The following is a 15,551-nucleotide window of genomic DNA, read 5'->3' as shown; positions in this document are numbered from 1 at the left end:
GTTTTAATTATAATTAAAAGCTAACCTTTTCTATACAATATATCCTTTTATTTTTTATAGATATTTAAAGAATGCATTTATATGAAACGGCTATTCCTAAAGTATCATATTAGGAATAGCCTCAATAACCAATATCTTATCTATCTTAAAAATTAAATTTGACATTTTCAATTTCTGTATTCTCGATTACTAACCCTTCAATCTCAATATTTTCTAATTTTATTTCTTTATTTGAACTAATCGTGTCTAAGATACCTAAAAAATTCTCCGCTAATTTTTTTATAGTTTCCATTCTATACAAACTACTCGCATATTCAAATTCAAAAAACAACTCTTTTTTTCCTTTTTCTACAAATAAGGTTAAATCAAATTTCGCAATTTTATTTCTATATTGAACAGGCGTCATTTTCAAATTCCCCATTATACTTTCATTGATTTGAGATTCTTGAAAAGCTAACATTGTAGAAAATATAGGGTTTCTCCCTAAGTCTCTCTTAATTTTTAACTTATCAATAATCATATCAAACTGGTAATCTTGATTATCATACGCTTTAATTAACTGTTCTTTAATCTCTGACAAAAATTCCGAAAAGTTTTTTTTCTCAATAGGGAAACTTCTAATTGCAATAGTATTTGCAAACATACCAATGATATTTTTCAAATCAGAATGTGTCCGCCCTAAAATAGGCATTCCTACAATTATATCGTGCTGCGAGGAACATTTTGATAACAAAATACTATAAGCTGCAGACAAAATCATGTACAATGTCGTATCTGTTTCTAAACATAAATTGTCTAAACGTTGCTTTAATTCATTTCCTCCCTCAAAAATAAAACTATTTCCTTCAAAGCTTTGTATAATTGGTCTAGGAAAATCCGTAGGCATATCTAATACTGGAAGATCCCCTGAAAGTACATCTAACCAATATTTTTCTTGTAGACTTGCAGCACTTGTCTTTAAAAACTCATTCTGCCAATAAACGAATTCTTTATATTGAATAGGGTTTTCCTGTAACAGTTTTCCTTGATATAATTCTGATAACTCCTGCAGTAAAATATTGACTGAATATCCATCTGAAATCAAATGGTGCATATCTGTTAAGAGCACATGTTTATGACTACTTAAGCGAATGATCCTAACTCTTACTAAAGGGGCTTTACTTAAATCAAAAGGTTCAATAAATTCATCAATTATATTTTCCAGTTCGACATTCAGCTTACTTGATGGATTAGAACATAAATGTTCATCTAAAACAGAATAACTAATTTCTATATCCACTTCTCCCTGAATTCGTTGTTTGGGCACACCATCTACTACTTCAATAGATGTTTGAAATGCCTCATGTCTCTTTACAATCTCACAAAAAGCTTTTTCCAATTTATCCAGATTGATTTCACCTTCTAGTAAGGTTGCTCTTGGCATATTGTAACTAGTTCCAATCCCTTCCATCTGTTGTAGTGTATATATCCTTTTCTGAGCCGAAGAAAGGTCGTAATATTCGCACTTTTCTACAGGTTGTAATGACACATACTTACTTTCAGATCTTTTCTTTATATGCTTACTTATACCTCTTACTGTTGGTGCTTTAAACGCTTCTCTTAACGATATATCTACACTAAACTTTTTGTGAATTTCTGCCATTAAAAGCATTAACGACAATGAGTTTCCACCCATTTCAAAAAACGAGTCATTCATACTAATTTGCTTAACATTAAGAGTTTCTTCCCACATTTGTGCAACAGTTTTTTCAATTGGATCCTCAGGCAGTTCATAATTAGTTTTTATCAATAATTCATCCTTAATTTCTGGGAGTGCTTTAAAATTTAGCTTACCATTTGGAGTCAAAGGAATTCTATCTAACTTAATAAAGATAGAGGGCATCATGTAGTAAGGAATCTTACTTGAAAGGTATTCCCTTATTCCCCACCCATTCTCATTCTCTTTCAACACAATATAAGCACATAGTATATTATTATTTTCTTTATCTTTTTTTGGAACAACAATTGCATCAAGTATCATATCGTGTTGCAACAGTACTGAATTTATTTCTTCTAACTCCACTCTATATCCTCGAATTTTTAATTGATTGTCAATTCTTCCGAGAAATTCTACTTCTTGATGGCATGTGAGCCTCCCTAAGTCTCCCGTTCTATAGAGTTTGATTTTTTCATGTCCCAAAGGTGAAACCGTAATAAACTTTTCGCTATTTAAATCAATTTGATTCAAATAACCTTCTGTCACTCCTACTCCCCCAATACAAATTTCACCAGCCATTCCAAGTGGAACAAGTTTTTGACCTCTATCCAAAATGAATATTTTCGTGTTATCTACTGGTTTTCCAATAACCGTTCCCTTGGATACAAGTTCAAAATCAGTAGCATTAAATTTGTGAAATAGAGCGCCAATAGTAGTTTCTGTAGGTCCATAGTGATTCATAATTACAGTTTGCGGATACACCCTATTAAACTTACTAATATCAGCTGACTTCACTTCTTCACCGCCCAATACGATTAACCTTAGCGCCATGCAATTCTCATAATCTTCAACTATACGATGGTTAACTAAATAATTAAATAGTGAAGGAGTCAGTTTTATATAACTTATCTTTTTCTCTTTCAAATATGTGATAAGGGTTTCTGGGAGCATATAATGTTCTTTTGGAACTAAATGTAACTCACACCCATTTAATAAAGCTGTATACAAACTTGTATATCCTAAATCAAATGCAAAGGAAGATAATAGTAGTGTTTTATCCCTATACGTTATACTTGCTTCTCGTGTGAACCATGAAATATAATTTACCAAGCTTTGATTCTTAATCGGTACCCCTTTTGGGAGCCCAGTGGTACCAGATGTATAAATAATATATATTGGATTATCAACTGTACTTCTTTCCTCTATATTTGAAGGACATTCAAAAAATAAGCTCTTATCTTCCAATTCCATAACCTCACAAGTAAAATCATTAGAAGTTACTAAGTGAGACTGAGTCAAAAGAAGAATTGTATCACTGTCTTCAATCATGCTATTTATTCGTTCTAATGGAAACTCCGGATCAAGAGGTAAATAAATTGCCCCGCTTTTAATAATACTCCATAGTCCAATGATCATTTCAATAGAAGGCTCAGCTAATAAAGCGATTACTGTATCACTTCCTGCCCCCTTCTTAATCAAGTGTTTAGCTAATTGATTTGCTTTATCATTTAATTCCTTATAAGTTATTGTTCTCTGTCCAAACACTACAGCAGTACGATTCGGATGTTTTTCCACCAGTTCTTCAAATATACGTTTAATCGTTTTTTCTTCTGGATACAAAGTATCAGTATTATTAAAAACACCTATTCTATTTTTTTCTTTCATGGTTACTAGATCAATTTCCTCAATTGGAATAGTAATGTCCTCTATGATAGTATCAATAATTTTAACGAAATGTTCCGCCATTCGTTCTATCGTTTCTTTACGGAACAAACCTGTACTATATTCAAATATAAAACGAAGTTGTCCATCCTGCTCAGTTACTTTCAGCTCTAAATCAAATTTAGATGTACGATTCGTATACTCGTACGGTTTAATTTCAAAATCACCTATTTCCGCCCTTACTGCATCAACATTTTCAAAAGCAAACATCACATCAAACAGAGGATGACGATTCACATTTTTTCGCAATTGTAGCTTATCAACGAGCATCTCAAATGAATATTCCTGATGTTCGAGAGCTTGAAGTGTGCGGCTTGCAACTTCTTTCAAAAAATCCTCAAACCGTTTCTCTGAAGTAGGATAATTTCTGAGCGCAAGTGTATTAACAAACATACCTACCACATTTTCTAATTCAGAATTCAGTCTTCCTGCTACCGGGCTTCCAATTATAATGTCTTCTTGTCCGCTATATTTAAACAGTAGTATATTGAATGCCGAAAGTAATAATGAGTACAGAGTAGCTCCTTTTTGGCTTGAGATTTCATTTAATTTAGATGTATAATATGCATCCAAATTAACTTGAACTACATCACCTTCAAACATTGGCTCATCTAACCTTGGATAATCAGTTGGTAAATTGAGTAATGGTATTTCTTTTGAAAATATTTCAAGCCAGTACAGTTCTTTTAGTTTCCAGTTCCCGGATTCTATCATTTTGTTTTGCCAGTTTGAAAAATCTTTGTATTGAATTCTTACGTCTGGCAAATTATTTTTTTGATAAAGAGATGCAAACTCTCTAATTAAAATTCCCATTGATAAACCATCGGATATAATATGGTGCATATCATAAACAAGCAAATATTTCGATGATGGTAGCACCTCCACAATTGCTGCTCTGAACAAGGGCCCTTTCTCTAAATCAAATGGTCTAATAAATGTTTCAACAACACTCTCAAAATTTTGTTCATCTGCATACAAGTGTTGCATATTCCATTCAGGATTCTGATGGATTTTTTGAACTATTTTCCCTCGTACTTGTTTAAATGATGTTCGCAAGCTTTCATGGCGATTAATTAAAGCTTGCAATGCCTTTTCTATCTGTACTATATTAACTTCCCCTTCAAGAAATACTGCTCCGGTAATATTATAGTTTGTAGATGCACCATTCAATTGACTAACAATATACATACTTTTTTGTGCTGGAGAGACTTCATAATACTCCTGTGGTGGTGCTAGACGAATCGCTTCATATGTTTCTTTTTTCCCCATCATTTCTTCAATGATTACAGCCAATTCCTTAATAGTAGGAAATGCAAATATATTTCCAAGTGGAAGTTCAACTTCAAATTCCCTATGAATTTCAGAAACAAGTGTTATTGCTTTTAATGATTGTCCCCCAATTTCAAAGAAATGATGATTAATGCCTACACCATCAGTTCCCAGTATCTTCCTCCAAATACTTACAAGTTTTTGTTGTATCGTATTATAAGGTTTTTGATACTCTTCATCAAACTGTACTTTAATCTCCATATTTTCTAGGGACTTCCGATCAATTTTTCCATTCGGACTGAGCGGAAGGCTTCCTAGTTGAATAAAATAAGAAGGAATCATATATTCAGGAAGTTTTTTCCGCAAAAAACCCCTTATACTGCATTGATTATTTGTACCATGTGAGGGGGAATCATAGAATGCAACAAGATACTTATCATTTGCTACTCCATTCTTCACGACAACTATAGAGTTTTTTATGTTATCACATTTGTTTAAAACAACTTCAATCTCTCCTATATCAATTCGATGCCCTCGTATTTTTGTTTGGTCATCCTTCCGCCCCAGAACCTCAATGTTACCATCGCAAAGTAATTTCCCCATATCTCCTGTTTTATAAAGCATTTTTCCATAATTATGATAATACGGATCTCGAATAAACTTATCCTTCGTCAACTTAGAATTGTTAATATAACCTCTAGCTAAAGGTATGCCACCTATGAATATTTCCCCCTTCACTCCAATCGGCAAAGGGTGCATGTTCTCATCAAGGATATAAATGCGCCTGTTAGCAAGTGGTTTCCCCACGGGAATAACTTTTAAGTCGGCACTTTTAGTTCCTTTTCCAGACACTTCATATAAAGTACTTGTCATCGCCGTTTCAGCAGGTCCATATGCATTTAACAAAATAATATCTTCTAAAGGTAACTGTTCCCACATCCCTACTTTCTCCGCTGGCATTTGTTCCCCACCAACTATGACGAGTCTGAGGTTACTATCTGGAATTATTTCTGGTCTTGTATACCATTCTTGTACAATTTCGCCCCAATAATTTGTAGGTAGATTAACAACTGAGAGTCCAAGTTCAACACATTTCTGAGAAAACTGATAAGGAGTCCATATATTCTTATCACGCAAAACAAGAGAACTTCCTGCAGCTAGTGTTGTAAAAATCTGTTCAAGTGAAATATCAAAACTTATCGAAGAAAACTGAAGAACACGATCCTCCGGTGTCAGCTCATAACGTTTGCAAATATCAATGGAGTGGCTTACAACTGCTTCATGAGACATCATTACACCTTTTGGTCGACCAGTAGAACCCGAAGTATAGATGATATATGCCAAATTCTGGGGTTCAATTCTAACACTCGGTTGGTTTTTTGGTTCTTTGAGCACTGAATCCCATTCTATATCAAGACAAACGGTATGCCCCTGATAATCTCTAATCTTCGACTGTAAATTATTTTGGGTGAGTAATATAGGTACTTGGGCATCTTTCAACATCAAATTTATTCTTTCGCCAGGATAATCCATATCTATAGGTAGAAAAGCTCCACCAGCTTTTAAAACAGCTAAAATTCCTACAATCATTTTAGGTGAACGTTCAACATACACTCCCACAGGTATTTCAGGCCCTACCCCTAATTTAATGAGCTTATGCGCTAACTGGTTTGAAAGTATATCTAATTCTGTGTAAGATAAACTTTCATTCCCCTGTATAACAGCAGGTTTGTTTAAATTTAATTTTACTTGATCAGTAAATAAATCCTGAAAACATTGATTCTTAGGATAATCCAATGAAGTAGAATTATTATCACTTAAAATATGTGTAAGTTCTTTTTCGGAAATCATTGAGATATTCTCTAACTTACCATCTTCGCTAACAAGCATTTCCCACAAAATATTGATTAAATGTGAAAGTATCTGATTTGCTTCTGTTTCATTTAAAAAGGAACTATTGAATAGTAGCTTCAATTGAAGCTTTGGTTGTAGATTACAATAAACAACCAAAGGATAATCCATTTGTTCATCTATACGTACTGATTTCACTTGTAATGAACCAATTCCGTCTTTCAATTTCACATCGAATGGATAGTTTTCAACAATTACAATACTCTCATACAAATCATATAAGGCAGAGCTTCTTGGCATATCAATCCAACTTCTTATATCAACGAGTGAGGTATATTCATATTGACGCATTTCAACCTGCTTCAGTTGTACATCTTTAAGCCATTTAATCAAATTTACATTTTTATTTATCTTTACCCTAAAAGGGAGAGTATTCATAAAGCAACCAATTATTGAATCCGAGCCTTCTAACTCAGCCGGACGCCCTGATGAAGTTACCCCAAAAATAATATCTGTTTCTTGGGAGTAGCGATTTAAAAGAATTGCCCAAGCCCCCTGAATCATAGTATTTAGTGTAATCCGATTCTTTCTAGTAAAGTCTTGAATTATCTGCTGTTTGTCTTCAGACACTTCGTATACTACATCTCCAAAAGCAGATAACTGATTTGAATTTTTTGCAGGAAAAATATTATTGAATCGTATAGGTGTTTTAAATCCATCTAACTCGGTTCTCCAAAATTGTTCCGCTTTCTTCTTGTCTTGCCTACGTAACCAGTCGATATAATCTTTAAATGAATATACATGTCCAAATGTTATCTTTTCGTCAACACATAATGCTTCATAACACTGACCCAGTTCCTTAAAGAGGATGCTATTACACCAACCATCTAACTGAAGGTGATGATGCGTCCATACTACATCATAGGCATACTCTTCTTGCTTAATGACCAAAATTCTCATAAGTGGTGGTTTTGAAAGGTCGAATCCCTTCTTACGATCTTCCTCAATAAGTTGTTCTAACTTTTGCAATCCTTCAGATTTCGAAAAATTTGTCCAATCTAAAACTTGAAAAGGAATTTTTAGATCTTTATGAACAATCTGTACAGGTTCTTCTAGCCCTTCCCAATGATATGATGTTCTTAAACTTTCATGTCTATCTAAAAGTTTTTGCCAAGCCTTTTCAAATATCTCAATATCTAGTTTTGATTTTATTGAAAATATTGTTTGCTCCACAGTTACTGACGATTTTGGTGAATAGATATGATGAAAAACCATACTTTGTTGTACAGGTGAAAGCATGTATATATCTTCTATATTTTTATATACCTCAATCCATTCATCAATTTTCTTTTGATCTATGGAGACAAGTGGGAAATCTGAAGGCGTCAAATATGTACCTTCTTTTGTTTGACAGTGGTCAATTATATTCTTCAAATTGTTGACAAAGTCCTTTGCCAAGCCTTGAATGGTTTCAACCAAATGACTATTCGCACTATATTTCCATTCTACACATAATTTTTTATCAACGATCATACATTCAATTTCAAGCAAGTGACTTCTAATTCCATTCAAATCACGGGTTAGTCCTGTATTCACATCCGATATATTAAATAACTGCTGTTTTTTAATTGCTTGTTCGAACTGTCCTAAATAATTAAAGCTTATTTGTCCCCTTTTCCTAGACGAAATTTGCCCTCGCATCTCTTTCTCTGCTAAGTAATATAAAATTTCATAACCAATTCCACCATTTGGTATAGCACGATACCGCTCTTTTACTTGCTTCAATATTTCTGCTATGCCCTTCTCTTTTTCAATGTCGCCCATAACAATAGGATATACACAAGTAAACCATCCTACAGTTCTTGAAGTGTCGTACTCTTTTAACAAAGGATTCCTACCATGGCCCTCCAAATCAACTAGTGTTTCACCACTCCAATTTGCTAATGTACTAGAAAGTGCGGAAAGCAGAATATCATCAATTCTCATTTTAAATAATTGATACGTGTCATGCAGTAAATACTTTGTTTCTTTCTCCGTCAACATAAAAGAAAGTGTACGAGCAGAGTTTTCATCATTTCTCCCCCCTTCCATGTCAATAGGTATAGTATTTACAGAATAAGGGACATTGTTCTTCCAAAAAGCAAGTTCATCTTTTAATTGATTGGAATAAGCATATTCATAGAGATGCTCAGACCATTTTTTAAAAGAGAGGCCTTTCACTGGAAGTTGAACAGAGCCACTATTTGTAAGCTGTTCATATATCATCTGTAGAGTGTCCAGCATAAGTCGCCATGAATATCCGTCTATTACAAGATGATGTACTGTTATAAACAACCTTCCTTTTTCCTGATCCCCAGAATCAAAATATGCAACTTTAATTAATGGCCCATCTGTAATGTTTAATTCATACTGCAATTTTGATAAAATTTCATGCATATGACTATTATTAAAATCATGTAATTCAAATAACACATTCTCATCGGACTCTGAATAAACTTGAATCCATTCTCCAGCCCTTTGATAATAACGGAGCCTAAAACTATCATGATAATTTGTAAGTATACGAAAACTTTCATGCAACAAAGTCGGATTTATACCTGCTCGTGTTTCCAATAGCACAGATTGATTCCAATGATGATAATTTTCCAAATCTTGCTCAAAAAACCACTTTTGAATCGGTGTAAGAAGCACTTCTCCAGTCTCAGGTTCTTCTATTTGATCTTCACTATAGCTTTCTTTAATATCTGCAATACAATCCGCCAGTTCTGCTATCGTTTGGTTCTCAAACATCTGACTCACGGTAATCTCTACACCCTTTTGAAGCGCTTTACCTACTATTTGAATACTTAAAATTGAGTCTCCTCCCAATTCGAAGAAGTTATCATGTATACCAATTTCCCCCTGATGTAGACCCAATACTGCAGACCATACCTCTACTAGTTCTTCTTGAACTTTATTTTTTGGAGCAACGTAACCTTTATAAGTATGAATTTGAGGAGCTGGTAAGTTCCTTCGATCAAGCTTTCCTATGGAAGTTAAGGGCAGACTCTCTAGCTGAATATAGTATGACGGAAGCATATAATCTGGTAATTCTTTTGCTAAAAATCCCTTAAGTTCCTCCATGTTAACCTGAACATGGGAAACAATATATGCACAGATAACTTTTTTTCCATTATTAATTTCCCAATCAATTACAGCAACATCTTCAATGTAGTTCCTTTTTAATATTAAATTATGAATTTCTGAAAGTTCAATCCGATACCCTCTGATTTTCACCTGATGATCCTCTCTTCCAAGAAACTCGATTTCTCCGTTTGGAAGCCATCTTCCTAAGTCCCCTGTTTTATACATACGATCATTTGGATTAAAGGGATCATTCATAAACTTTTCATTTGTAAATTCTGGTAGATTCAAATACCCTCTTCCTACACCGTCTCCAGCAATATACAACTCACCAGGAACACCTATTGGACTAATATTTTTATCTTTATCTAATATATAACATCTAACATTTGAAATCGGCCGCCCTAAAGAGACGGTATTTTCCGAACATTCAACACTTAAAGCATCTACTGTCGTTTCTGCTGGACCATAATTATTATATAATTTATATCCTCTATCAATCAGTGCATCTTTTAATGATTCTTCTAGTCTTTCTCCACCTGAAATAACTGTGTGTAAACTCTGCAATTTGCGATCATGACATAATAATTCTTTTAATACAGTCGGTATGAAATTAATAATATGAATTTCATGTTGATCAACATAATCACAAAAATGCTTCTTATTTAAAATTAAATTCTTTTCGGCTATATGTAATGTCGCTCCATAAAGTAATGTACCGAAAAAATCCTCAATACTCGGATCAAACACATAATTTGTTAGTTGTAATAGATTTGTTTTTTCCGTTATATTAAATGTTTTTCCAAACCACTGAACAAGATTAACAACATTTCGATTTTCTATCATTACACCTTTAGGTTTTCCTGTAGTACCTGAAGTATACAAAACCGTAAATAAATCATTCGGACTAAGGTTTACTTTTGGTAGAAGAGTCTCATCCGAAAATTTTCTACTATTATCCAATATAAAAATACAATCATTGTTGAATTTTTCAATTACATAGTCGTTTTTATTAATTACATCCTTACTGGTCAATATGAACTTTGTTTGACTATCCTGTATCATATACATTTTCCTTGACTCTGGATATTCTGGATCAATTGGCAAGTATGCAGCTCCGACTTTTAAAATAGCAATTATCCCTATTAGCATTTCAATTGATGGATCCGTCATGATTCCAATAATCTCACCCTTTTTCACTCCTTTTCTAAGCAGTTCATTTGATAAGTTATTGGATATGGCATTTAATTCTTCATAAGTCATAGTCCTATTTTTATATACAATCGCAACATTATCCGGGGTTTTCATCGCTTGTTGCTCAAACAACTGACTAATCGTCAACTGATGTGAATATGTTTTACGAGTATTATTAAATTCCAAAAGGATTTGTTTTTTCTCTTCAATAGATACGATATCAATCTCTTCTATTTTTTTATGAGGATTTTTTATGACTGCTTCTGCAATTATAGTAAAATGTTGAGCTAAACGCTCAATTTTAGATGATTCATATAATTGTTCGTTGTAACTGAAACATATCTCAATATCTTTGTGCAAACTTATACTAATAGATAAGCCATAATTAGTCATTTCAAAGGTGGAATATGAGTTCAAAGCGATTCTATTTTTGTTTGTCAGTATCGTCTGATCTAAAGGGTAGTTTTCAAAAACAACAATAGTATCAAAAAGGTCGATTTCCGTATCCAATTCACTATATTTTTTTATATCTACTAAAGATGATGTCCCATACAATTCCCAATCCTGCAATGTCTTATTTAACTTTTTGATAAGTTCTATAGATGTTTCGCTAGAATCCTTTTTAACTCTTAATGGAACTGTATTTATAAATAGGCCTACCATTTCTTCAATCCCATTAAATGTTCCTGCTCTACCCGAAATAGTTGCGCCAAAAATAATGTCATCGATATTATGATTCTTTTGTAGCACAATTCCCCATAAACTATAAACAAGGGCGGCAAGAGTAACTTCATTTCCCTTCGCAAATCCTTCCAACTTATCCCTTGAAAATTGAATGCGATACTGATGATCTTTTCGAATTGATTTATGTTTCTTTTTTGTTACTTCCAATCTATTTTGCGAGTTAAATCCTTTTAAATACTCTTGCCAAAATACTTTCTGCCTTTCTTTATCCTGTTTTTGAATATATTTAATAAAATCTTTATATTTTTTTTTAGTAGGCAGATTGTAAGTTTCTGATTCACTAAGGCATCGATATGCGTTTAGGAATTCTTTTAAAATAATTCCATTACTCCAGCCATCATATATAATATGATGATTACTTATAATCATTTCATGTCTTTCTTCTGCTAATATGCACAAAGTAACCCTGAATGGTATTTCTCGAAGGTTAAACTTTTTTTCACGATCTTTAACTTTTATCTCTTCTAGTAAAATATTTTTTTCACTTTCACTCTTGTGTGTAAGATCAATTATTTTAATATGAGGGGTATGTTCTTTCAATACTATTTGAACAGGAGTTTTCACTTTTTCCCAACGAAATAGTGTACGTAACTGCTCATTTGTTTGGACAACCGCGTCCCAAGCTTTCTTAAACAATCCTGCATCAACTCTACCTAAAATCCCCAAACATATCTGTTCAAAATACTCATCACTTTGAGGATTTTTTAAGTAGTGAAATAACAACCCTTCCTGTATTGGTGTTAAACCAAGAATATCTTCCAAATTTTGTTTATCCAATTTTATCATCATTGAGCTCCTCCTTGAGACAATCAAATGAATCTAAATAATTATGCTTCTTCATATTTTCTATAATTTCTCCTCTTTCCATCTTGATAACTTTATCCGCGATATGAAAATACCTATCATCATGAGTAATAGCAATGATAGCTTTTCCTTTTTCCTTTAATTCAGCCAATAGTTCTGTATAGAAAAAATGTCTAAATTCAGGGTCTTGATCTGCCGCCCATTCATCAAATAGATAAATAGATTTATCCTCTAAATAGCTAATTAATAGTGCTAGTCTTTTTCGTTGTCCTGTTGAAAGTTTAGTTGTACTAAATTCTCCATTTTGAATTTGTACTTTTTCATCGATACGTAATATTTTCAAATATTTTTTTATTTCTTCTTCCTTTGAGCTATAGTCAATACCATAGACTTTTGTAAACAAATAAAAATCACTAAATATTGCGGAATATAGCTCTCTTAACTGTTCCTGATTTATTTCTTGATTGTTAACAAATATGTTTCCGCTATTTGCAGAATACAAACCTGTAATTAGTTTAGCAAGAGTTGATTTACCACTACCATTGCCACCGGTTATAAATACAACCTCTCCTGATTTAAGTTCAAAATTAATTGGCCCAACTTGAAAAGGTTCTCCATGTTCACTTTCGTATTGATATACTACCTCTTTAATCTCCATGTTTATTTTACTTTGAGGTATCAGAGTACTGTTTACGTCTGTCTTATTAGTTTCGGTTTTTAAATACCTTGAAAAATCATTTATTCTCTTCCAACTAATTTTCATTTGAATCGCATTAGGGATAGTATTGAGTATACTATGTAGAGGTCCTGTCATATAAAGAAAAACAAAAACATAGCTTCTTAAAAACTCACTCTGTACCCCTTTAAATAAAAGCGGAAATAAAAATGTAACAGCCCCAATTACCATAACAAACAGCAATTCACCAATAATAAAAACATTAGCAAACTTAAGACCACCTTGAATCCGCTTATCCTTATAATCCTCACAGCTCTCTTGCATCCCTTGTCCAAACTCTTCTCGTTTTGACTTTCCTATGCTTAACTCTTTATAACCGCCAATGAGATCGTTTATATATCTAAAAAAAGTGTTTTGGATGTTTCTTGTTTGTTCCCAAAGATTATTAGCTGATTTTCCAGCTACATAATACATACCTGCTGCAACCAAAATAACTGCAATAGAAACAAGCAGTCCATAAACATTAATTACTCCCAAATAAACCAAACAACATAAAAGTGTAATTGAATCAGTCAAACCAGTAATTATGGTGGCAGCATAATTACTGATAGCTTCTGTATCATTATTTAAGGTGGTTTGAATTCTTTCTGACTCTATTTTTTCAATTTTTTCATAAGGATTTTTTAATATATCGTTAATTAACTGGATCCTTTTTTCATAAATCAGATTATTCGTAATGGTAATCAACTGCGTCCGTACCAATTTTTGCGCTAATACATAAGTAATAATTCCTAGCAAAAAATATAAAAACAAACTATTGTTGCTTGAATAATTACTTCTAGTTAAAGCTTCATTAATAATAAAAATAATCATCGCATTTCCAAAACCACTGGTTACACTCAACACAAAAATCGGAAAAAAATTTTTCTTATTATGCAAAGGAAAAACAGTTATTAAAGATAAATATAGGCAGAACAGTACAATACTAATTAAAGTAGCCCATACCGCAAAACTCATACTGATAGGTAACCAAACATTAACAAAATCCCAAGAAAGTCTCCCGAAAAATACAAATGGAATTTTATAAAGGGCATACCCAGCTAAGAACGCAAACAGAAACGTTATAAAGGGAATACAAATACTTTTAAATTTATTTTTTTCCAACTTCCTTTTTTTCTTATACACCTGAATCATAACTATGAAAATGAAGTATAGAGTAATAATTGAAAAAGGAACCATAAACAAAAGTACAGTAACAGAAAAGGCATCAATACTCTTATACGTATCTTTACCGTTTGTCACCACACTCTCCCCCACAAGTGTGTCCATAATAGCCTGGCCAATATTTTGAGTGTAATCGGAGTTCATGTTAGCCATCACCGCAACTCCTAACTTCTCTTGAGGATGAAATACAACGAAAGAGGAGAAATTCGGATTACTTCCTGCATGTGATATTTCACCAGGACCATTTTGAAAAACTTGCCACCCTCCGGCATAAGAAGAGCCATCCTCAGATGGTGGAACTGATCTGTTTGGTATATGTGTACTATAAATTGCCTTTTGGTGATCATCACTTAGTCCATATATCCCAAGCTGCATACGAAGCCACTTTTCCATGTCTTCATTATTCGAGATAAAATAACCTGCGGGTGTATTTCCTCGATAAATAGGTGCATTAAACTCTATAGGCTTTAAAAAACCTATTTTATATCCCTTTGACATATCATATTTAGCGACATCTTTTCTAAACAAAAAAGTATTACCCATATTAAATTGGTTTAATATATTATTCTGAACGTATTGTTCAAAAGATTGATTGGTAACTTTTTGTATAACTAATCCTAGAATATCGTAGTTAATACTGGCATAATTGAATTGCTCTCCTGGATATGTCTCCAATTTTTGATTTAATATTTCTCTAACTGTATTTTCCAACGCATCATTGTCATTTGAGATAGGTATGTCCCCAATGGTATGAAAAGGGATCCCACTCGTATGATATAAAAGCTGTTCAAGAGTTATTTCAACATTTTTATTAAGTTGTTGTCCTTTATAATTACCTTCATATATCATTTGAAACCACTGCAAATATTTGCTAACAGGGTCCTTTAAATCAATTAACCCCTTTTGAACAAGTTGATATATTGCGAGAGCTGTAAACGCCTTACTATTCGAACCGATTTCAAATAATGTTTTTTCCGTTACACGTTGCTTTGTCTCAAGATTTGAATAGCCAAAACTTTTTTTATATACAGCTTGATCACCTTTGACTACTATCACTGACATTCCAGGAATTTTGGCTTCTTGCATTTGTTTTTTTATAAGCGAGTCTAGTTGTTCTTTATCGTTTTCCGTAAACATTCTATCATTCTCTGCATTTGCTATTTGAATCCCAAATAGCATCTGTACATTTAATAATATTACAAGGGTAATCAAAACCATTTTTACTCTCATCATGATTGAATGACTCCT

At 32.9% G+C, this 15,551-nt stretch carries 2 protein-coding genes; both read right to left on the bottom strand.

Annotated features, from left to right (window positions below):
* Positions 1-145 precede the first annotated feature (145 nt).
* On the bottom strand, positions 146-12,385 hold the full coding sequence (locus tag MKY90_RS09500; RefSeq protein WP_341093230.1) for an amino acid adenylation domain-containing protein: 12,240 nt from the start codon (positions 12,383-12,385) through the stop codon (positions 146-148).
* A complete protein-coding gene (locus MKY90_RS09495; RefSeq protein ID WP_063217799.1) occupies positions 12,369-15,536 on the bottom strand; it encodes a cyclic peptide export ABC transporter in 3,168 nt (1,055 codons plus the stop codon). The genes MKY90_RS09500 and MKY90_RS09495 overlap by 17 nt, the downstream gene beginning before the upstream one ends.
* Positions 15,537-15,551 lie beyond the last annotated feature (15 nt).

This window comes from Bacillus sp. FSL P2-0099, assembly GCF_038007445.1.
Lineage (GTDB): Bacteria > Bacillota > Bacilli > Bacillales > Bacillaceae_G > Bacillus_A > Bacillus_A mycoides.
Note: the sequence above shows the minus strand (reverse complement) of the source record. Positions and strands in the feature narration are given on the sequence as shown.

Coding starts and splice junctions, on each gene's coding strand:
- MKY90_RS09500 (WP_341093230.1), bottom strand. CDS start 12,385: ATGATAAAATTGGATAAACAAAATTTGGAAGATATTCTTGGTTTAACA.
- MKY90_RS09495 (WP_063217799.1), bottom strand. CDS start 15,536: ATGATGAGAGTAAAAATGGTTTTGATTACCCTTGTAATATTATTAAAT.